Here is a 21,737-nt window from a genome sequence, read left to right on the forward strand (position 1 = left end):
TTGTGAAATAATTATAATCGTATGTTATGCGCACGTTTTCTATATGGTGGTATCGAATTTTATCCGCGCTCAAAATAGGCGCGCTGTCCTGCGCAGTCGGCGTGTGTTCCGGTGCCGTGTGCGCGGTATTCGGACGAGGCTTATTATTAATTAATAATTTTCGCGACGCACATCAAATATTTTTAATTCCGCTTTTGCCGCTGCTCGGGCTTTGTATCGTGTTCGTATACGACAAGTGGGGCGGCGGCGCTGAAGAGGGTATGAACCTCGTGTTCGCCGCTGAGTTCGACGACGGACGGACGATTCCGTTCCGCATGGTGCCGCTTGCCGTCGGTGCAACGTGGCTCGGACACGTCGGAGGGGCGAGTGTAGGGCGCGAAGGGGTCGCCTGCCAAATCGGAGCAGTGATCGGATATACCGTCGGAAAGCTCGTAAAAAACAAACGCCTCGCGCAGACTTTTATCATTGCGGGGATGGCCGGCGGTTTTGCGGGTTTGTTCCGTACGCCCTTCGCTGCGGTGTGCTTTGCGCTCGAAGTGATGATCACGGGGCGTCTCTTTTATTATGCGCTCGTGCCGACGATTATCGCTGCGGGGAGTGCGTCGTCCGTTTCGGGGCTCTTCGGCGTTACGCACGAATATTCACCGCTTCCCGATATGGGCGGCGCAGCGGCGTTTACGCTGCCCTTTATCGCAAAGCTCACGGCGCTCGCCCTGCTCTTTTGCGCCGCGGGGCAGCTTTTTGCGCATCTTTTAAAATATTGCCACAGTCATTTTCAATCTTGGCTGCCGAATAAATACAAGCGGGTTTTTATCGTCGGCGCGGTTTTGAGCTTGCTGCTTTTTGTCGCCCATCGCGGAAGATACGCGGGTTTGAGTTTTTCAATAACCGATGCGATTTTTGCAGGCGGAAACGTGTTTGCGTACGACTGGATTTTAAAATTGCTGTTTACCGTTGTCTGCCTTTCTGCCGGTTTTCAAGGCGGAGAGCTTACGCCGCTTTTTATCATCGGTTCGGCTTTCGGCTATATCGCTGCCCCTCTTTTCGGCTTGCCCCCGCTTTTGGGTGCGGCGCTCGGCCACGGCGCGGTGTTCGGCAGTGCGACGAATACGCTCCTTGCGCCGATCGCGATCACGGGCGCGGTTTTCGGTTTTCAATATATGCCGCTCTTCGCGCTCGTGTGCGCCGTAGCGTTTTACTGCAACGGAAATCACAGTATCTACCGCTTGCAGCGCGCGGCAACCCGCTGGTAGACGCGGACTGCGAGCCGCCTTTCGTTGTCGGGCAGCTTTCGCGCGTACCGTTTGCCGCCATCGCTTGCTCCGACCGAGCACTGCAGCCGCCGCGGAAACCGTCCGCTTTGCCGACGGCGTACTTTCTGCGGATTGTGCACTGCTCGTTTCTTCCGCAGCTTCCGCACAACAACCCGCGCTATCGCGTGAGCTTTCTGTACACAACCCTGCGCGGCACTTCGACGTCGTCTCCGAACTGGGCTTTCCGCCATGCCGCGTACTCCGACCAGTTGCCTTCGAAAAAGCGTACTTGGCTGTTGTTTTCAAAGGCGAGTATGTGTGTGCAGATTCTGTCCAAAAACCAGCGGTCGTGGCTGACGACGAGCGCACATCCGGCAAAGTCTTCGAGGGCTTCTTCGAGCGCGCGCACCGTCTGCACATCCAAGTCGTTCGTCGGTTCGTCGAGCATTAAAACGTTACCCGCTTCTTTGAGCATCATGCCGAGATTCAGCCGATTTTTTTCGCCGCCGGAAAGTACGCCGATCTTTTTATTCTGTTCCGCGCCGGAAAAATTGAACCACGAACAATAGGCATGCGCGTTCACTTCGCGCACTCCGCCTTCAAGCGCTCTGCCTTTTTCATCGACCGCGCCGAGCTTGATGATATCCTGTCCGCCGGAAAGCAGTTCGTACACCGTTTTGTCGGGATCGAGCTTCGAGCGGAGCTGATCGACGTAAACCAATTTTACCGTCGAGCCGATTTTGATTTCACCGGAATCCGGTTTTTCTCCGCCCTCTTTGCCGTCGAGCCGTTCGGCAGTTTGACCGGCCGCATCGGCGATCAATTTGAACAGCGTCGTCTTTCCCGCGCCGTTCGGTCCTACGATGCCCACGATCGCGCCCGCCGGAATATGAAACGAAAGATTTTCGAACAGGAGTTTGTCGCCGTACGATTTTGTTAAATTTTCCGCATCGATGACCGCCCCTCCGAGCCTGGGACCTGCGGGAATCGAAATCTGCGTGTCTTTGAGCGCGGTTTTGCCGCTTTGCGAAAGCAGTTCGTTGTAGCGCGTAATGTGTTCTTTGTGTTTCGCCTGCCTGCCTTTCGCACCCATGTGGATCCACTCGAGTTCGCGCTGCATCGCTTTTCGCCGTTCGCTTTCGCCCTTTTCTTCCAGCGCAAGGCGCGCTTCTTTTTGTTCAAGCCAGCTCGAATAATTGCCTTTAAACGGATAACCTTCGCCGCGGTCGAGTTCCAAAATCCAACCGGCCACATCGTCGAGAAAATAACGGTCGTGCGTGATCGCGATAACCGTACCCTCGTAATCGTTCAAATGCTTTTCAAGCCACGCGACCGTTTCCGCGTCCAAGTGGTTCGTCGGTTCGTCGAGCAAAAGGATATCGGGCTTTTGCAAAAGCAGCCGGCACAGCGCAACGCGCCTGCGCTCACCGCCGGAAAGCACATCGACGATTTGATCTCCCGGCGGACAACGCAGCGCTTCCATCGCGAGCTCCAAATTCGCATCGAGATTCCACGCGTCGAGCGCGTCGAGTTTTTCCTGCAGCTCCGCCTGCCGCGCGCCGAGTTTGTCGAAATCCGCGTCGGGATCTCCGAACGCTTCGTTTACTTTATCGAATTCCGCAAGGAGGTCGGTAATCTCTTTGACACCTTCGCCGACGATCTCTTTGACCGTTTTCCCCGATTCGAGTTCCGGCTCCTGTTCGAGATAGCCGATCGAATAGCCCGGCGCGAGATGCGTTTCGCCCGTAAACTCCGTATCGCGTCCCGCAAGTATTTTAAACAGGCTCGATTTGCCCGATCCGTTCGGCCCGATGACGCCGATCTTTGCACCGTAATAATACGAAATGCCGATATTTTTCAAAACGACTTTTGTGCCGTACGCGCGGCTCACATCGTCCATCGTGTAGATGATTTTTTTATTGTCAACCGTCTTTGCCATACGCACATCATATCTGAAAAAATCGAATACTGCAAGTTTTCGATTTGGATTTCCCGGTTATTAAAATTTAATAATATCGATTGGTAAATTATTAATATATTTTGCCGCCCGCATTTTCCGTATCGTCTGTTCGGGTGTTTATTAATTTTTAGGGCGTGCCCCTCACTCCGCTCGGGTCGGGCTTTGCGGGGTTCCGCGCTCGCGCGCTTCATTCCTCCGCTCGCTCATCGCTCGCTCCGGAACTTTCGCCCCTCCAATCCCTCACGCGCCCCTCTCTTACGCTCTATGTTTCTATAAAAAAACGCTTTTAAATCCGCGTAAAAAATGCATTTGCACACGATATATAGGCGGGCTGCAAAGTGCCGTGTGGAAGAGCGCGTGATGCATGCGTTTCCGCGCGGTATGCGGCTTTGAGGTGCAGTATGAAAAAATCGACGCTTTTCCTTGCGCTGTTTGTATTGTTCGTATGCGGCTGTGCGGGAAAAAAAATCCGACGAATATGCAACGCTTAAAAATTCCGGCTTAACGGAAGACGCGCTGTATGGAAACGTAAAATATTTTATGGTACAATAAACGTATGGATTATATGACTGTAAAACCGTTCATAAAATGGGCGGGAGGGAAAAGCCAGTTATTAACTGAAATTCGAACAAAATATCCGGCAAAGATTGAAAAATATTGTGAGCCGTTTCTCGGCGGTGGTGCGGTTTTGTTTGATATTCTCGCAAATTTTCATCCCGATGAAGTTCTTGTAAACGATATAAACAAAGAACTTATAAATGTTTATAAACAAATTAAAACGAATTGCGATGATTTAATAAAAAATCTCCTAGAATTGCAAAAAGATTATTGGAACAATGGAAACGATGAAAGAAAAAAAATATATTTAAATAAAAGGAAAAAATTTAACGATTTAAAATCGAACGGCGGAAATTCGGAAAAAGCGGCTTTATTTATTTTTCTCAATAAAACCTGTTTTAACGGCTTATACCGCGTAAATTCGAAAGGTTTATTTAACGTTCCGATGGGAGCATATAAACGCCCTCCGATCTGCGATGTAGAAAATCTTCGTCGTTGTGAAAAATTATTGAAAAAAGTAAAAATTATTTGCGGTGATTTTTCCTCAACGGTAGATTTTATCGATTCGAAAACTTTCGTCTATTTGGATCCTCCTTACCGCCCAATTTCCCCCACGTCTTCGTTTACGGCATATTCGGAATTTGTTTTTACCGATCGGGAGCAGATAAAACTCGGTACCTTTGTTGATGAAATTACAAAAAAAGGCGCTAAGATAGTTTTAAGCAATTCCGATCCGAAGAATACGAATAAGAACGATAATTTTTTTGATGACTTGTATAAAAAATACAATATCGTCCGCATTGAGGCAAATCGTATGATAAACAGCAAAGCGTCGGCTCGCGATTCGATAAATGAATTATTAATTTGTAATTTTTAAAAATTTTTACAGGAGTAATATGATAAAGGGCGGAAAAGGCGGAGGAAACACGAGGACAGGTTTGGTTTTTGAAGGAAAGGTCGATCTTTCAACGTTTCTTTCAAAGCAGCCGGGATATAAAATCAACAATGGTAATGTTTTTTACAGAGGTGAAAAAGTAGCGCGTATTTTTAAAAAACATACGTTTTATGAATTCTTAAACGAAATCGGAATTGACTGGAAAGCGATAATTTCAAAAAAATTATTACCCGATGACAGTATCTATGTAATTATAAATAATACTCTTTTCATCATCGAGTGCAAACATCAACAAGTTGCCGGATCGGTAGATGAAAAATTACAGACATGTGATTTTAAGAAAAAACAATATCAACGACTTATGGCGCCGGCAAATATTGAAGTGGAATATATGTACTTGCTCGATAATTGGTTTAGGGCTCCCAAATATAAAGACGTTTTGGATTATATAATTAGCGTCGGCTGTCAATATTACTTCGAATACATTCCTTTGACAAAAATCGGATTACCAGTTCCGCCGGAATTAATAACCGATTAGTGATATGGTGCAATCGTATTATAGATCCCGAAACCGCGATTTTACCCTCTTGCAAGGTGATTGCATTGAATTATTAACGCAATTCGATTTTCAATTTGATATGATTTTTGCCGATCCTCCTTATTTTTTATCGAACGGTGGTATTTCCGTACAGAGTGGAAAACAAGTCAGTGTAAACAAAGGTGATTGGGATAAATCGCAAGGCTTTGTGAAAGATAATAAGTTTAATTTTGATTGGATTTCGCTGTGCCGCGATAAATTAAAAGAGGACGGTACGATTTGGGTTTCGGGTACTTATCATAATATTTTTTCCGTTGCACAAATGCTTACCGAATTGGGTTTCCGGATATTAAATTGTATAACGTGGGCAAAAACGAATCCTCCGCCGAATCTTTCCTGTAAGTTTTTCACGCATTCTACGGAATTTATTTTATGGGCGCGAAAAAATAAAAAAATCACTCATTATTATAATTATGAACTTATGAAGGAGATCAACGGCGGGACACAGATGAGGGATTTATGGATTTTACCTGCAATTGCAAAATGGGAAAAATCTTGCGGTAAGCACCCGACGCAAAAATCGCTTCCGCTGCTTGCACGAATAATTCTCTCTTCGACGAAAGAGTGGGCATGGATTCTCGATCCGTTTACCGGTTCAAGTACAACAGGGATTGCAGCGAGTTTATTAAATCGTCGGTTTCTTGGTATAGATAGAGAGAAAGATTTTCTGGAAATTTCAAAAAATAGAAGAGAAGAAATTGAAGATGTAAAAATCCGAGAAGAGTACAGAACACGAATCAGTAAATATTCGAATAAGTCAATAAAAAAATTGCTTGAAATACAAAATCGGGAACCGTATTTTGGACCGGATTTACCCATATATCAATAATACCGATATAGCGCATTGTGTTGTTAAATCTTCTTTCTTCTCATAAAATTTCATATTAAAACCGACCGAATTCGCCGATATTTTTCAAAACGACTTTTGTGCCGTACGCGCGGCTCACATCGTCCATCGTGTAGATGATTTTTTTATTGTCAACCGTCTTTGCCATACGCACATCATATCTGAAAAAATCGAATACTGCAAGTTTTCGATTCGCATTTCCCGATTATTAAAATTTAATAATATCGATTGATAAATTATTAATGTATTTTGCCGCCCGCATTTTCCGTATCGTCTGTTCGGGTGTTTATTAATTTTTAGGGCGTGCCCCTCACTCCGCTCGGGTCGGGCTTTGCGGGGTTCCGCGCTCGCGCGCTCCATTCCTCCGCTCGCTCATCGCTCGCTCCGGAACTTTCGCCCCTCCAATCCCTCACGCACGGGGAGCGAAGGCGCTTTTGCTTTCCGCCGAATGTTTCAAAAACGCTGTCGGTCTTTGTTCGCTGCGTTTCGTTTATGTTTAAACGGCTTTACCGCTTTCCGAATCTTGTGCCGTATCGATGTCGCGGCATTGATGCGGCTCTTCGTTATGCAGCGTTTTTACGCCGAACAAAAAGTAGACGATGTGGCATATCCACACGACGGCGAGACAAATTCTGCCGACGGGCACCCGCTTCATCATGATAAAGCCTGCAAGCATCACCGCGCTCGACGTCGCAAGAATCGAGATCTTCGTTTTTATCGTCATCGCTTTTCGTTCGACAAAACTTTCCAGATTTTCTTTGTACAGCGTCGTACCGGTAAACCAATCGTGCAGCTTTTTCGAACTCTTGGCGAAACAGAACACGGTTGCCAAATAAAACGGCACGGTCGGAAGCAGGGGCAGTATGATGCCGACGGTACCTAATCCCAGCGAGATAAAACCGAGTATTATCCACAAGATGCGAATCGGATTTTTCATTTTGATTCCTTTTCCATTTCAAAAACGGTATGTGCGATATTCAGCGTCGACATTCGATGCGATACGATGACGACGGTTTTTCGTTTTGATTTTTCGTTGAGCGATTTCAAAATGATGCCTTCGTTCAGCGAATCGAGATTGCTCGTCGGTTCGTCCAAAAGTACGATCGGCGCATCGTGCAAAAAGGCGCGGGCAAGTCCTATGCGCTGCCGCTCTCCTCCGGACAGCGTGCTGCCCAGTTCGCCGACTTCCGTATCGTATCCGTCGGGGAGCGAAGAGACGAATTCGTCGAGCGACGCTTTTTTTGCCGCATCGATTATTTCTTCGCGTGTCGCGTCGATTTTGCCGATCGCGATATTGTTCGCAATCGTGTCGCGAAAGAGGGACGTTTCCTGCGTCACGTAGGATTCCGCAGCTCGGAGGGATGCCGTATCGATCGTTCGTATGTCTTTTTTCGAAAGCGAAATGCTTCCCGACTGCACGTCCCAAAAGCGCATGAGCAATTTTAAAAGCGTCGATTTGCCGCAGCCGGACGGCCCATGGATGCCGAAAATCTTCCGGCCGGGAATCGCGAGCGAAAAATTCGTCAGGATGTTTTCCGCGCCGTAGGAAAAATCGGCGTTTGCAATATCGATGCCGTTTACGGCAAAAGCTTTTTCGGCGTTTGAAACGGAGATACCCTTTGCAGAAAACGTTTTTGCGGCTGCGTCGGCATCGGCAGTTTCGCTTGTTACTTCTTCGACGATCGGCTTTTCATCGAGCAGAGAGAGGACTCTTTCTCCGCTTGCAAGCGTCTGCATCAAATTGTTCGAGAGATTCGACAGCGCGACGACCGGCCCGAACGAACTCATTACGGCGACGGTCGTTACGACGGCATTTCCGAGTGAAACGCTGCCGGCAAAAAAAGAGCGGAGTACGAGACAAAAAACCGCGGCGTCAAATGCGAGGATGACGATATTGGTAAGGGCGCGCTGATACGATTCGAGCGTCGAAAGTTTTTTTTGCATATGCGTCAATTCCTGCGAGCGCTTTTCCAATTCCGACAGGCGCTTTTTGCCGCAGCCGTATTGTATCGTTTCGTCGAGGCCGCGAAGCGAATCGAGCACGAAGGCGCTCAAATTTCCGAACGCGTTTCGAAACTTGAGACCCTCCGCACCTCCGAGCTTTGCGTTTGCGAGCGGGATGACGGCGCCGACCGTTATATACGCACATAAAGCGATGATACCGGCCGCGGCGCTTCCGTGCCATATAAAGACGGTCATGCACGCCGACACGATGAGCGCGATCGCGACCGGAGAAATCGTGTGCGCGTAAAAGACTTCGAGCAGTTCGATGTCCGATGTTATTATCGAAATGAGATTGCCTTTGTCTCTGCCTTCGAGCTTTGCAGGGCAGAGTTCGCGGAGCTTTGCAAAGATACGGTGTCTAATGAGCGCGAGCAGTTTAAAAGCGATAAAGTGATTGCAGTACTGTTCCGCGTAATGGAAGACGCCGCGGCACACGGCGAACGCGATCAAAAAGTACGGCAAGATCCGAAGCGGCAGCAAGGGTGCGCTTTGAGCTGCGATGCCTGCGATTCCCGAAGCCGCCGATACCGTTACGGCGATTGCGCACAAGTGTCCGATGCTGCCGAAAAAAATCGCGAGCAGCATGACGGGGATGAGCGTCCGTACGAGGATGATGAGGCGTGCCATAATCGAAAATACGTTTTTTCTTTCGGCTTTTCGCTGCGCTGTGTTGCACTTCATCGTTTTGCCTCCGCCGCATAGGTTTCGAGTTTATGCTGTGCGTTGTACATTGCCGCATAGTTCCCTTTCAGTTTTATCAATTCGTCATGCGTACCCGATTCAATAACATGTCCGCCGTCGAGCATGTATATGCGCGCGGCGTCGGAAACGTTCGACAGCTTGTGCGAAATCACGATGACGGTTTTCTTTTTTGCCAAAGCGTTGACGACGTCCATGATCATCGCTTCGCTTTCGGCATCGACGTTCGATGTCGCTTCGTCGAATATATAGACGGCACTGTCGTGGAGCAATGCGCGGGCGAGTGCGAGACGTTGCCGCTGACCACCCGACAGATTGCCGCCCTTTTCCGAAAGTTCCGTTTTAAGCCCGTTTTGCGTTTGCAAAAAATCCCACAAATTGACTTTTTGCAGAGCGCGCTGCATATCTTTTTCCGATGCACTTGCATTTCCCATGCGCAGATTGTATTCGACCGTTCCTTTGAAAATATAGCTTTCGTGCGTGACGAGCGTCGCCGCGCTCATGACGGCATCTTCGCGTATCGAAGAGAGTTCGGTTTTATTAAAACGGATGCTGCCCGAATAACCTTTGTTGCGCGTCATGATAAGAGATGCTATCGTACTTTTTCCCGAGCCCGATTTTCCGACGATTGCCGTGAGCGACTTCGGTTTGCACGAGAGCGACATGTTTTTCAATACAGTCCGCTCGGGCGAATACGAAAACGAAACGCCGGAAAATTCTACGGCGACGGAAGAACCGGAAAGGACTGCGGCACGTTCGTCTTCTTCCGGCAGATCGAGCAGGGTAAAAATTTTGTCCGAGGCTGCCATGCCGTTCATCGCGACGTGAAAAAAAGAACCGAGGAGGCGGAGCGGAATAAAAAATTCCGCGGCGAGCAGTACGATCATGAGGCAGCCGCCGAGCGTAACTTCTCCGCGTGCGAATTCGGCGAGCGCAATGATCATGCCGATTGCCGCTCCGCCGTACGCCATAATGTCCATAACGCTCGTACTGTTCAACTGCATGGAAAGCACTTTCATCGTAATCCGTCTGAAGTTTTCGGCTTCCCTGTCCATTTCGGCCGCTTTTTGTTCATCGGCGCGGTAGATTTTTAAAGTGGTCAGTCCCTGCAAATTTTCCAAAAAGCCGTCGCCGAGCTTTGCATAGAGCGCCCAGTATTTTCGCAAAAGGAATTTTGCGATCTTCATAATGAGTACGATCGAAAGCGGAATGAGCGGTACGCACAAAAGCAGGACGGCGCTTGCCTTTACGCTGACAAAAGATAAAACCGCAAAGAGCGTTAAGGGCGCAAGCAAACTGTAGCCGAACTGCGAAAGGTATTTTCCGAAATAGATTTCAAGCTGTTCGACGCCGTCGGAAGCGAGCTGTACGATTTCCGCAGTCGGCGCGGAACTCCGATATGAGGCACCCAAGCGCAAAAGTTTTTCGTACATATGCTTTCGAAGCGTTATTTTAACGTCGGCGCTCGCTTTGTAAGATGCGGCGACGTAGAAGCGGTCGGATACGAATCGGACGGCAAAGTAGCACAGCGCTGCCCCTGCGTACAGCGGGGCGAGAGGGGCGATCGGCTCATGAACGAATAGTTTCTGCACGATATCGCTTATAAAAAAGACGATTGCTATTTGGCAGAGCAGCGAAATCCATTGGCAGAGCACTTGCAAAAAAACGAATTTTTTTGCGTGCGACAGCAATCGTATCAATCGAATTTTAATCATGCGTTTTTCCTGTTTGCATGCCGACGATTATGTGCTTTATGACAAGGATCGGGTGATATAAAAATATCCGCGGTCCCGAAAACCGCATAACCGTTTTGATTTTATTTCTCTTTTCCTGCGAATAACAGTGCGCTTTGCATGCGGAGCAAAATGTCTTTTCCCTCATAAACGGACACTTGTCGATCTTTCCGACCGCGTACTCATACAGCGCGCCGCACTCGGAACACAGGGTATTCTTTCTGCCGTGCTTTTTCCTGCAATACAGCCGTATCATTTCTCCGATGATTTTCTTTTCGTGCGCCGTTTTTGTTTCGGTGGAGTTACCCATTGCTAACGATACTAGCGGATAAACTTTTCCGCGTCAATCAATCTCTTGACATATCCCGATTTAAATAATAGCATAGGATAACAATAGTTAGTTATAGACAACTCCTGAAAATCTACACGATTTTTTGGAGATTCTCGATATGTTTTTGAAACTGCTATGAAATATCTATTTAAAGAAATACTTGCATCTTTCAGAGAACACGGAATGCGTGTTACAAGTCAGCGCAAACGGCTCGTTTCGATTATATTGCAGAATCCCGATTTATCACCGAAAGAAATTTTTTACATCGCACAGAAAAAAGACAGTTCGATCGGGCGGGCAACCGTATATCGGCTCATTCGTTTGCTTCAGGAACTCGGCTATATCGGGCGTCACTATATTAAAATCGTGCCGAACCGAAACGCTCCGGCTGCTTCGTTTCCGACGTAGAGTCTTCTTAAGTGAATGTGAATACATGCAACGATAAGGAAAATCGGGTGTCGTTATGAGATTGATCGAATTTATTAATTTGGGCGGGCCTATCAACTGGGTGCTTGCCGTAATTTTGTGTTTTTGTTTTTGCCAATGTCTCGAACGCGGCATATATTTTTTCCAAACGCGCAAAGGTTCGAAAAACGACGTAGTGAAGCGCCTGCAGGAAAAGACGTCCGCCGTTGCCGCATTGCCGGAGGGGCAGCGCCGTACGGAACTTGTCAAAGAAAGTACGCTTTTGTATTACGAAATGAACCGCGGGCTGTGGCTGCTCAATTTTATCAGCGCGGTCTCGCCTTCGATAGGGCTGCTCGGCACGGTTACCGGTCTTATCGGCTCGTTTTCCAAGATGGCGGAAGTGGGCGCAGCGGTGAATATTCAGGATTTGTCCGGCGGCATTTGGGAAGCGATGCTCACGACGGCGTTCGGCATGATCATTTCAATACCGGCGCTCCTGTGCTACCGCACGTTCAAGCGTATCATCGAAAAACGCATGATGTTTATGCAGCTGTACGGCGAAGAAACCGAGCGGAAAGCATCGGGAGGCAAATAATGTTCGGCCCCGATGCTTTTTCCCGCTATGACGAAGAGCTTGTCGTAAACATAACGTCGCTCATCGACGTCATCTTTATTTTGCTCATTTTTTTTATGGTGTCGACCCAATTCAAAAGGAGCTCTTTGCCGCTCGACTTGCCGAGAAGCGAAGACGCGACGCAGGAGCGCAATACGACGAAGGTGCTCGCCGTTACCGCCGACAGAATGGAATTGGACGGCGACAGTATAACGCTTGAAGCGCTCGAGGATACGCTTTCATCTCTGTATGCGCGGGAACCGGAGCTTGCGCTTTCGCTCGAATGCGAACGGACGGTCGAGTTCGAACGGATCGTGCAGATATTGACAAAGGTGCAGGCCGCGGGGATCAGCCGCATAGGTATCGTGCATGAGCCGCTGGATTAGCTCCGCTCTGTGTACGCTCGCAATCGTTGCAGTGCTGTTTTGCCTGCCCTTTTGGGGTATACGGAGCGCTTCGTCGTCTCAAGCGTCGATCGTGTCGGATACGACGGTGTCGAACGTGCGTATCGTGCAGCGTGCGGCAAAAAAAGCGCCGGCAGCCGTGCACAATAAAAGCGTTCCCGCAGTTCCGGCAACGCCGGTCGAAACGATCCCTTCTTCGAAGATAGAAACACCTGCCGAAGAACTCGAGCAAACCGAAGAGCCCGCTGCGGAAGCGACCGAAGCGACCGATGAAAGCTCGTCGGCGGATGCGAACGAAACTACGGCAAGCGATGCGGCGGATACGGGCGGCACAGTCGATTCGTTTTCTCATACGCAGGGAGCGAAAGCGGCAGCAACGTATAAATCCTATGTGCTCGGGCGTATCGCATCGAAAAAAACATACCCCTACGCCGCCCGTTCAAGCGGCTTGGAGGGGAAAGTGCGCGCACGGATCGTCATCAATCCCGACGGAACGCTTGCCGAAGCTGTCATCCTCGAACCGTCGGAATACGACGTTTTGAACAACGCGTGTCTCGCCGCGATAAACAAATCCGCCCCGTTCAGAAAAATGACGAGCGGAGCAAGCGCAATGACGCTTTCGTTTGTCATGGATTTTTCGCTGCACTGAGCGCAGCGAACGGCGCGAGTCGGCGAACGGCGCGAGTCGGCGAACGACGTTTTCGCCGAAAGCGTGGTTGTGTCGGCGGCGGTTTCAATCGGTCGCGTTTCGGTTTTGTTGATATTTTTTCTCAATAAAGCGGAATTGTATTGCATGAAACGTAAAAATCCTTTACATAGTAAGTTAGCATAAACTAACTAAAATCGGGGTAAACCTTTGAAGCGATATATTTTTTTCCATATTGCGATTGCGATTTTTTCGGCATCGCTTTTATGTTCGCAGGAAGCGGAAGACGATGTCATCGTCGTCGATGCGGAAAAGATCGAACAGACTATGGACGATGCCGTCGAACAAAAAAAAGTGATCACAACCGATGATATACGGAAGTCCGGATCGAAAACCGTCGGCGACGCTTTGAAAACGCTGCCCGATGTTACGGTGAGCGCGGCGACGGCGGGCAATGCGAACGAATCCGTCACTATGCAGGGACTCGGCAACGGCTACGTCAAAATCATGATAGACGGCGTGAGCGTTTCGACGGACATATCCGGATCTACGCCGATATTTCAGATCCCCGTCGAAAACATCGAACGCATCGAAGTCATCAAGGGTGCGGATTCCGTTTTGTACGGAAGCGATGCGATGGGCGGCGTCATCAATATCATAACTAAACGCGAGCAGACGGCGGATGAAAAAGAGACGGCGGACAGTTCGAAAAAAAACGATCTGAAAATGTCGGGCAGCGTTACCCATGAAATCGGCTTTATGCCGCTCGTACTCGGCTGGAAAAATTATATCGCCGGAAATTTTTCCGTTTCGGGAAAGCATATTTCGAATACGTTGATCGGCAGTTTTGATTATAATCCCGGTAGAGAAAAAAAGACGGAAGACGCTCTTGCCGGAAAAATCAGCTATTATAAAGGTACGCGGAAAATACTCGGCTTTGTGCGGGATACGCTTACATGGAACGATGTGTGGGGTTCAATCGGAGCATACGGAGTGTACAGCGGTTCGCACCAGATAAGCAATTATACGAAGACGGGATTCGACAAAGGCACAGATATGATTTACACCGCGCACCGCGGCGAATTCGGTTTTACGGGAAAATATATTTGGAACGACAAACTGTATGCCGACGGCTTCCTTACGGGGAAACTGTATTTTATGGATACCGTTTACAACGTAAAGGCCGGCATCCACTCTTCTTCAACCGGAACGCATTCGAATTCTTTTGATGCCGAACACGATGTGCGCCTTCACTGGAAACCGAATACGATCAACGATATCACGCTGGGCGCAAATATCGACTTGGAATCCATGTCGGGTACCTTGCTCGACAATCGCAAATACGCCTTGGAAACTGCGCTCTTTGCGCAGGACAGCATTGCGCTTTTCGATAAAAAACTCACGCTCGTGCCCGGCGTCCGCTTCGATGTTTCGCCGAGCGTTCAGGGGAGCGGCGCCCTCTTTATGGCGACGCCGAAGTTCGGCATAAAATACAATCCGAGTGAAAAAACGGCGCTCCGCTTCAGTTACGGCATGGGCTATAAAATCCCTACGCTGAAAGAAAAATATTGGATTTTCAAACACAGCTATGCGCCAGGAGCCGGAAACTTTATCCTCTACGGAAATCGGAATCTTCTGCCTGAAACGTCGCACAGCTTCAATATCGGAGTCGAGCAAAACGTAAAAAATCTTTTTAAAGTTTCCGCAGGCGGCTATTTCAACTATATACAGAACCTCATAGACAGCGTCGTTATAGACGGCGTTTCTTCCCCGCAAATACGCGAATACCGAAACGTGGATACGGCAGTAACCTACGGCGGCGATATTTCCGTAAGTTCCGAAATGGACAGGTTTACCGTAAAAACCGGCTACGCATACACCGGAGCGAAATTTTTCGACAAAGAAAGCAGCGGCTGGGAAGACCTCGCGCTCCGCGTCGCGCATAGAGTGACCGCGTACGTCGCATACCGTATCCCCGTCATAGAAACGACGGCCGCTTTGAACCTGCAGTGGAATTCGCCGCAGCTTTTGACCGCAAAAAGCGGCTACTATACGCCCGATTACTTTATGGTCGGCTTCGACGTTTCGAAAAAGTTTTTGGATGAAAAACTTGAAGTGTACGCGGGTTTGGATAATATGCTGAACAACGTCCACTTTATAAAAGGAAGCAATAACGAAACGCAGGAGTATTATTACGGACTCGCCGAAGGGATCGGACTGCGTGTCGGCGGGAGATATAAATTCAATTAAATTGGTTTATAGGTATGTTATGAAAAAACGACTATACGGATTTTTTGCCGCGGCGGCGCTCGCTTCTTCTTTGCTCTGCGTTTCCTGTGACGCGATTGCGGACGCTTTTAAAGATGAAACGCTTGAACCTGTCGATATTTCCGAACTCTACGGTTACACGTATTACGGAAGCATTACGCCTTCGGGCGGTACCACGCTCAAGCCTGCGCTCACGATTTATAACAGCGATCGGCTCGATTGGAATATGAGCGTCAACGGCATGACCAACAATCAATTCTATTATTATTCGGTAAAAAATTCCAAAAACAATTATACGCTGTATTGGTTTGGCGGCGCGGATTCCGTTGCGGCAATGGCGAAGGACGCTTCAAAAGCCGCGATGACGGTTCAAATCGGCATAAACAGTACGGACGGGATCACCATTTTGCTTACGGGCGACGGGCTTACAGGCATAGGCGCGATGTCGAATACGCGCGTTCCCATGTCACGTCAGGTGATGCTCGGCCGTGCGGAAAGAGTACCCGATATTGCATTCGATCCGAGCATTCAGGACGTAACGATTGAAATTCCGAGCGATGCTGCTGCGGCCGATTGGGGAGGGTCTGCTTCATATACGGGAACATTCGACTATTTGGTCGGACCGGGAGGAAGCACAGCGAGAGGACACGGAAGCTGCGGCGCCGGAATCGAACCGAAAATTACTCTTACGTCGGACGGAACTCACACGGTAAAGCTCGGTATGCACCGCTTTATCAATGGGTCAGGTATGACGATCGAAGCTTATGATATTCCCGGCGTACGCGTGTCTGAAAAAGACGGTGTATATTATCTGAAGCGCGATCCGGCCGGTGTTCCTGCAAATATAGGTGGTGTATCTAAAACATTAAACGATCTGACGGTTTGCGGAAAACTTGAAGGCGGCAAATTGACGCTGCGCGTCGAATTTAAGCCGGGCAGGATGCCGTTTCCGATTATTGAGATATTTACAGGCAATTAAACGGAGTTTCCGTTTGGAAAAATATACTGCTTCGAAAGAAGCTGAAGGAGGTACGATAAAAAGCGCGTCTGAAATATCGCCGTCGCTGGAGTCTAGAGCCAAAAAACGCTGAAGCGTTTTTCTTTTATCGGAGACACTCGCGATTTCTGTGCATTGCTCGAAATCGCAGCGTTCTTATCTCGAGTTTGCTCGGATGTTTGCAGAAGACGTGTATACGTGGCGTTTCGATAAAAATCGCATGAATACGATACGCTTTATTTTGCAAACTCGACTATTGAATATGTGCGCACACGCGCACGGCTAAAAACTTTTTCGAAAGTTGCAACTTTCTGCAAAAGTTTTTATAGGAGGTTTTTATGAAAAAGATATTGTTTGTTTTGGCGGCTTTAACAGCTGTCGGAATCGGATTTACCGCATGCAGCAACGGCTCGTCGGACAACAACGGGGGGGGGGGTATTAAACCTGCCGCAAAAACATACAAAGTCGGCGCTAGACTGAGCTGTGTTGTCAATGCAATGGTGCCGGGTGGTGTCGATTTCGGAACAGGACTGTTGAAAGACGCTTCCGTTACTATTGACAGTTCCGGCAATGCAACGATGACGGCGAAGTTCGGAAAGGCAGAAGCGATGAGCGGAGCAGCAAAAACGTTTATCGATCCGCGCAATTCAAAACCGGGTTATTATGATGCAGGCGGAGTCAAAAAGGATGTAATTGCCTATACCATAAGCCCTGAAGGCGATACCGCAACTCCTCCTCCCACAGATCCTGATCACGCTGCCGGTGTCCGCTACGTCACATCGATGACCTTCCCTGTAAGCGAACATAAAAACGTATACTATTTATGGTTTTACTTGAATTCAGATATGATGGGTGTACAGTTTTGCGACGGAAGCGGTTCGTTCACTTATAACCAACCTGATAAGCCCACAAAATATAAGGGTGAATTTACGATCGACTGGTCTACGCTTACCGAACAATAGCATATAGAGAATATGTTCGCTGTGCTGCCTTCTAAAAAGGCGGATATGCGAACACCGGTTTATAATCGCGTTTGCCGCGAAAGAGCAGCAAGCGCTTTCAGTGCATGACGCGCGCTAACGCTTCCGCGTTTGTACCATACGCATACGCCTGCGTGAAAAAGCAATCGTTTTTTTGCGTGGGCGTTTTTAACATTTTTTCAGTATAACCTTTACCCCGCCCGGTTTGTTTTCTACACGAGGGATTATGCGATGAAAAAAAATCTGTCCGTGAAAGAGCCGTACTTCGAAACGGACGCGGCGTATTCTTTGCTTTTCAAATCGATGTTTGCGGCGCTTCTTTTTTTGCCGCTTTTGTTTGTGTCCTGTACGTCTTCCGTCGAACTGCGCGCAAACGGCGACGGCAGCGTCGACATAACATACGATGCGGCATTCGGTTCGGCATTTGTCGAAATGATGCAAGCGCTTTCGGGCGGCGGGAATTCGCGTCTTTTCGATGCGGATGAGATGACGGCGCAGTTTCTGGCGGCCGGCGTCAACGATGTACGCATCGCTTCTCCTGCGGACACGTCGCTCGGTATAAGGCTCCGTTTGCCGAAGGGAGGGGACGATCCCGTGTCGCAGTCGACCTGTCTTTCGAGATCGGGCAATACTTTGTCTCTCGCGTTCTCTCCCGAATCCTGTGCAAAATTATACAAACTTCTGCCCGACACGATGCAATCCTATATCGATTTATGCATGGCACCTCTTTTTCTCGGCGAACCTATGTCGCAAAACGAATATGTCGATTTGATCGCTTCCGTCTACGGTCAAGCGCTCGCCGACGAACTCAAGCGCTCGAAAATAAAGATTTCGCTCTTTGCACCGAACGACGAGAAAAAAGCGTCCAAAACGGTCGAGCTCCCGCTTACGGAACTGCTTACGAGTACGAAACCCGTTTCGTTTTCCGTCGCGTGGTAGGACGTGATTGAAGTGCTGTTTGTAATACTCGAATATGTGTCCGTCACGTCGTATTAAGGCGACTGTTTTATTTGCGCGACGTTGACTTTTTATGTATCAGGAAGTATCATTGGTATGCAGGGGTGCACTATGAGTGATTTTTTATTTGCAATGCCAAAAACAATAGACGGTATCGCAAGTGTTATTGATTTATTTGGTGTATATCCTATGTATAATAATTCCGCTTCCGAAGAAGAAGCGGATAGACGTGCATTTACTGCCGATATGCAGGCACTACAAAATGATATGAAGCTTGCCGTAAAAATTGTAAATCAAGAATGTCAAAGAAAGATAAACAGACCGTAACAAGATTTTTAGACGAAGCCGATTCTCAAATAGCAAGACAAGAAGTCGTTTTTATGGCACGGTCTTCTTTTTTGCCGCCGCCAAAAGAATTAAAAGAATATGAAGAGATATTGCCGGGTATTACCGATAGATTGCTTTCTTCTTTTGAGAAACAGCAGGAACATCGCTTTGCCCTTGAGAAAAATACCGTTTTTACCGGTTCTAAACAAACTTTACGCGGACAGATTCTTGCGTTTATATTAGGCTTGATAACTATTATCGGAGGTCTTTATCTTATTTCACAGGGTAAAGATATACAAGGATATCGGCTTCTCATCGGTACAGCCGCAACACTGGTGAGTGTTTTTATTTATGGTAAACATCAAAATAAAAAAGAACGCATTGAAAAAGCGCGCTTAAATCCGGAAAAAAATTAATAAAATCGAATTCGTTATTTTTTTTGTACAAATATTTTATTCATGCAGAGGCTTATCTCACATTTTATAAGTGCCCGAGCAGTAAGAACTACAATTCACTTTCCTTGACCCGAATATTTTTCAGCACTATACTGAAACCATAAAATTTTATACGCAGTGAGGCAATCCTATGAAAGTAATCGATACGAAAAATGCGCCGGCGGCGATAGGCCCCTATTCACAGGCGATCGTTGCAAACGGCTTCGTGTACACGTCCGGTCAAATCCCGATCGATCCCGAGACGGGCTCCGTTACAGGCAAAACGATAACCGAACAGGCGGAACAGGTTATGAAAAATCTCAAAGCGGTGCTCGAAGCGGCGGGAAGCGATTTTACGAAAGCGGTCAAAACGCTGTGCTTTCTCAAAACGATGGACGACTTTGCGGCGTTCAACGAAGTGTATGCAAAATATTTTACCGGTAAGCCCGCGCGCTCGTGCATAGCGGTCGTGCAGCTTCCGAAAAACGTGCTCGTCGAAGTGGAAGTTGTCGCCCAAGCTGCAAACTGATGCCCGTACGAATAAAAAAAACAGAAGCCGATGATCGAATCCCGTTCGGATCAGACATCGGCTTCTGAATATGCGAGATACCGTCGGCGTCCCGCTGTAAAATTAATAAAAATTATTAAAATCTGACCGTTCCCTCGAATCGCACGCAGCTCAAATCTTTATACTTTCCGTAAGTGCCGTCGCTTTTCGGACCGGGAAAATAGCCGTCGAACGCAAGCGCAAGCGAAATCTCGTCGGTGAGGTTGTACTTTGCTTTAAGACCGGCAAAGCCGTCCAAATCGTTTAAACGTACAAGACCGGTACACGAAAGCGTGAGCGTTTCGGAAAAAAGCGTTTTCGAAAGGTTTGCCGTAGCCCCGTGTTCGTACGCGTTGCGCGCAAGCGAGTCGACATAATCGAATACGACGTCCCCGTAATACTGCGCGGTAAGCATCCAGCCGTTTTTATTCCAGTCGAATCCCGTAAGGGCTCTCAGTTCGTTTTTTCGTTTGCAGCCGCCGAGCGAAGTTTGTCCGAGTTGAAGCGCTCGCTCTATAAAAAACGCGCTTTCCGCTCTGATCACAAAAGCTCCTGCGGGAACGGCCAAGTCGAAGCCCGCCATGCCGTACCGATAATACTTTCCCGACACGATAATTTTAGTCGGCGGCATCGCATCGGGCGTATACATAAAATTCGGCGAATCGTCAAAGCCGTAGTATCCGTACAGCGAAAAGTCGACCGCCGGAAACCAAAAACTTACGCGCGCGGCACAGCTTGAATTTGCGATGTTCAGCTCCGGCTTTGAAATATCGCCGAGTACGACCGGTACGGCACCAACGGAACTCGGAATGAGCGCTTTTCGAAGCGGATTCCACGATTCGAACGGAAGCGCAGAGGGTCTGAAAAACGGAATCCAATACGCATCGGCGGAAAAATACGTTCCCGAAAGCGTGCCCTTTATCGCGTCGATGCCGAGCCTGCTTTCGCTGTAGTTCGACGTACCCAGAGATGCGAGATTTTGCGGGCAGAGGATATCCGCGATGCGTATGCCGTCCGCTTTTCCCCACGCCGTTATCTGCCGTCCGATTTTTAAGCCCGCCGTCAAACCCTTTCCGAACTCGTTCGACGTCCACGAAAAATACGCTTCCTGCAGTTCCGCGCCGAGTCCGTCGGTAAGCGAAAAACTTCCGCCGGAATTCGCAGCGAGCGCATTGAAATACGCGTTGCCCGCGATAAAGACCGAGCAATCCGCAAAGCGCGCGTCGATCTCTCCGCTCACCGTTTCTTTTGCGGGTGAAAAATCGCCCGCGTTATCGCCTCGTATAAAAACGCCGACTGCGGTTTTAGCGCTTCCCGAAAATGTGATGCCCTGCGAAAATGCGAAGGAGGCGGAAAGAACGCAGACAGCCCCGAACACAGCGGTACGATACCGCCGCACAGCCTGCAACATTTTTAAAATTAATAATTTCATTTTATCGCTCCGCGTTCAAGGGATGCAACGGTAAAGACGGAATCGTTTATCGGTATGTTGTAGTGCACGTCTTTCATTTCGATGACGGTCGAATGATCGGTTCTGACATTTTTCATCGTCATCTTGCCGATCGTCCATATACCGTCGATTTTTTCAATGTTTGTACATTCGAGTTTGCGCTGCAGTGCGTTTTGCCGGTCGTAGTATTCGCTTTTTAATAATTTGAAATTATCTTTGCGGATCCATACGATGCGGCGGGGGTTTTTTTCCGTTTTATCTTTTGCGGCGCATTCGATTTTCCAGCAGTCGAAGCCGTCGACGGTTTCGGAAGCGAGCACGGTAAACGTATCTTTCGAAAGCGCTCTGTCGCCCATATCGTCGTAGGTAAAATCCGTTCCCATAAAATCGCCGCCGCTTTCGCTGCCGGATATGCGGCGCACTTTTTTCATCGCGGGCATATACAGCCAATTGTCGGAATCTTTTTTCGTACCGTCGGCTTTTTCATCGTATTCCCACATCAAATAGCCGACACCGGCGACGTCTTTCGGCGTACGGAAAACGATAACCGTTTTATCATTATCGCCGTAATCTTTCGTATAATACACGATTTCGCGCACTCGCTGATTGCCGGTTTTATTGACGAGCGTCATCGTTGCGGTATACGTACTCGTTTTGCCGCTGTCCGCGTCTCTCGCGCGCTTCATAATATCGTAGCCGCTCAAATCCTGTGCGGCGGCCGCGAACACGCAGGCACCGACTGCAAAAAATACGGCAGCTCTTTTTAATAATTTTTCGATCCTTTTCATAGTATCCTCCAAAATCAATATCGTTTATCGTATCGTTCGA

At 48.4% G+C, this 21,737-nt stretch carries 22 protein-coding genes; 15 read left to right on the forward strand and 7 right to left on the reverse strand.

What is annotated here, in order from left to right; all coding sequences use genetic code 11:
• The first annotated feature begins 26 nt into the window (after positions 1-26).
• A complete protein-coding gene (locus H9I36_RS09505) occupies positions 27-1,253 on the forward strand; it encodes a chloride channel protein (RefSeq protein WP_187385120.1) in 1,227 nt (408 codons plus the stop codon).
• A gap of 178 nt (positions 1,254-1,431) precedes the next feature.
• Here H9I36_RS09505 and ettA read toward each other — a convergent pair whose 3' ends face one another.
• A complete protein-coding gene (ettA, locus tag H9I36_RS09510) occupies positions 1,432-3,192 on the reverse strand; it encodes an energy-dependent translational throttle protein EttA (RefSeq protein ID WP_187385121.1) in 1,761 nt (586 codons plus the stop codon).
• 577 nt (positions 3,193-3,769) lie between these two features.
• On the opposite strand from ettA, the gene H9I36_RS09515 reads away from it, so the two are divergent.
• From H9I36_RS09515 to H9I36_RS09525, 3 genes are read left to right on the forward strand one after another with little or no spacing between them, the layout of a single operon-like run.
• Entirely contained in the window at positions 3,770-4,648 is an 879-nt protein-coding gene (locus H9I36_RS09515) for a DNA adenine methylase (RefSeq protein WP_187385122.1), read from the forward strand.
• Positions 4,649-4,667: 19 nt separating this feature from the next.
• Positions 4,668-5,204: a PD-(D/E)XK nuclease superfamily protein gene (locus tag H9I36_RS09520; protein WP_187385123.1), complete on the forward strand. Its 537-nt coding sequence runs from the start codon at positions 4,668-4,670 to the stop codon at positions 5,202-5,204.
• Between the two features lie 4 nt (positions 5,205-5,208).
• Positions 5,209-6,093 carry a DNA-methyltransferase gene (locus H9I36_RS09525; RefSeq protein WP_187385124.1) on the forward strand — a complete coding sequence of 295 codons (885 nt, stop codon included), beginning with the start codon at positions 5,209-5,211 and terminating at the stop codon, positions 6,091-6,093.
• Between the two features lie 514 nt (positions 6,094-6,607).
• Here the strand turns inward: H9I36_RS09525 and H9I36_RS09530 are convergent.
• The 4 genes from H9I36_RS09530 to H9I36_RS09545 are packed head-to-tail and all read right to left on the reverse strand — an operon-like array spanning position 6,608 to position 10,857.
• A complete protein-coding gene (locus H9I36_RS09530) occupies positions 6,608-7,048 on the reverse strand; it encodes a YbaN family protein (RefSeq protein ID WP_187385125.1) in 441 nt (146 codons plus the stop codon).
• Entirely contained in the window at positions 7,045-8,796 is a 1,752-nt protein-coding gene (locus tag H9I36_RS09535; RefSeq protein ID WP_187385126.1) for an amino acid ABC transporter ATP-binding/permease protein, read from the reverse strand. The genes H9I36_RS09530 and H9I36_RS09535 overlap by 4 nt, the downstream gene beginning before the upstream one ends.
• Entirely contained in the window at positions 8,793-10,529 is a 1,737-nt protein-coding gene (locus H9I36_RS09540) for an ABC transporter ATP-binding protein/permease (RefSeq protein ID WP_187385127.1), read from the reverse strand. Before H9I36_RS09540 ends, H9I36_RS09535 begins: the two co-directional genes overlap by 4 nt.
• Positions 10,522-10,857: a nitrous oxide-stimulated promoter family protein gene (locus H9I36_RS09545; protein ID WP_187385128.1), complete on the reverse strand. Its 336-nt coding sequence runs from the start codon at positions 10,855-10,857 to the stop codon at positions 10,522-10,524. The genes H9I36_RS09540 and H9I36_RS09545 overlap by 8 nt, the downstream gene beginning before the upstream one ends.
• Before the next feature lie 156 nt (positions 10,858-11,013).
• Here H9I36_RS09545 and H9I36_RS09550 point away from each other — a divergent pair, with 156 nt between their 5' ends.
• From H9I36_RS09550 to H9I36_RS09600, 11 genes are all read left to right on the forward strand, one after another.
• Complete coding sequence (locus tag H9I36_RS09550) at positions 11,014-11,286, forward strand: transcriptional repressor (protein WP_187385129.1); 273 nt, start codon at positions 11,014-11,016, stop codon at positions 11,284-11,286.
• A 55-nt stretch (positions 11,287-11,341) separates the two neighbouring features.
• On the forward strand, positions 11,342-11,881 hold the full coding sequence (locus H9I36_RS09555; protein WP_187385130.1) for a MotA/TolQ/ExbB proton channel family protein: 540 nt from the start codon (positions 11,342-11,344) through the stop codon (positions 11,879-11,881).
• Positions 11,881-12,285 (forward strand): ExbD/TolR family protein, encoded by a 405-nt coding sequence (locus H9I36_RS09560; protein ID WP_187385131.1) that lies wholly within the window; start codon positions 11,881-11,883, stop codon positions 12,283-12,285. Before H9I36_RS09555 ends, H9I36_RS09560 begins: the two co-directional genes overlap by 1 nt.
• Positions 12,269-12,952, forward strand: a complete 684-nt coding sequence (locus tag H9I36_RS09565) for an energy transducer TonB (protein ID WP_187385132.1) — start codon at positions 12,269-12,271, stop codon at positions 12,950-12,952. The genes H9I36_RS09560 and H9I36_RS09565 overlap by 17 nt, the downstream gene beginning before the upstream one ends.
• 207 nt (positions 12,953-13,159) lie before the next feature.
• Positions 13,160-15,199 (forward strand): TonB-dependent receptor plug domain-containing protein, encoded by a 2,040-nt coding sequence (locus tag H9I36_RS09570; protein WP_222864685.1) that lies wholly within the window; start codon positions 13,160-13,162, stop codon positions 15,197-15,199.
• Positions 15,200-15,218: 19 nt separating this feature from the next.
• On the forward strand, positions 15,219-16,196 hold the full coding sequence (locus H9I36_RS09575) for a calycin-like domain-containing protein (RefSeq protein WP_187385133.1): 978 nt from the start codon (positions 15,219-15,221) through the stop codon (positions 16,194-16,196).
• A 356-nt stretch (positions 16,197-16,552) separates the two neighbouring features.
• The gene (locus H9I36_RS09580) at positions 16,553-17,176 is read left to right on the forward strand and encodes a hypothetical protein (RefSeq protein WP_187385134.1); all 624 of its coding nucleotides are present in this window, start codon (positions 16,553-16,555) and stop codon (positions 17,174-17,176) included.
• A gap of 249 nt (positions 17,177-17,425) precedes the next feature.
• Positions 17,426-18,133, forward strand: coding sequence for a hypothetical protein (locus H9I36_RS09585; RefSeq protein WP_187385135.1), 708 nt, complete (start codon positions 17,426-17,428; stop codon positions 18,131-18,133).
• Positions 18,134-18,262: 129 nt separating this feature from the next.
• A complete protein-coding gene (locus tag H9I36_RS09590) occupies positions 18,263-18,478 on the forward strand; it encodes a hypothetical protein (RefSeq protein ID WP_187385136.1) in 216 nt (71 codons plus the stop codon).
• On the forward strand, positions 18,451-18,894 hold the full coding sequence (locus tag H9I36_RS09595; RefSeq protein ID WP_187385137.1) for a DUF2335 domain-containing protein: 444 nt from the start codon (positions 18,451-18,453) through the stop codon (positions 18,892-18,894). The genes H9I36_RS09590 and H9I36_RS09595 overlap by 28 nt, the downstream gene beginning before the upstream one ends.
• A 169-nt stretch (positions 18,895-19,063) precedes the next feature.
• Positions 19,064-19,441 carry a RidA family protein gene (locus H9I36_RS09600; protein ID WP_187385138.1) on the forward strand — a complete coding sequence of 126 codons (378 nt, stop codon included), beginning with the start codon at positions 19,064-19,066 and terminating at the stop codon, positions 19,439-19,441.
• Positions 19,442-19,556: 115 nt separating this feature from the next.
• Here the strand turns inward: H9I36_RS09600 and H9I36_RS09605 are convergent, their stop codons facing one another.
• A complete protein-coding gene (locus H9I36_RS09605; protein WP_187385139.1) occupies positions 19,557-20,891 on the reverse strand; it encodes a DUF1302 family protein in 1,335 nt (444 codons plus the stop codon).
• Positions 20,888-21,697 (reverse strand): outer membrane lipoprotein-sorting protein, encoded by an 810-nt coding sequence (locus tag H9I36_RS09610; RefSeq protein WP_187385140.1) that lies wholly within the window; start codon positions 21,695-21,697, stop codon positions 20,888-20,890. The genes H9I36_RS09605 and H9I36_RS09610 overlap by 4 nt, the downstream gene beginning before the upstream one ends.
• Positions 21,698-21,737: the final 40 nt, after the last annotated feature.

Origin of the sequence: Treponema sp. Marseille-Q4130 (genome assembly GCF_014334325.1) — a bacterium.
In the GTDB taxonomy this organism is placed as follows: Bacteria; Spirochaetota; Spirochaetia; order Treponematales; family Treponemataceae; genus Treponema_D.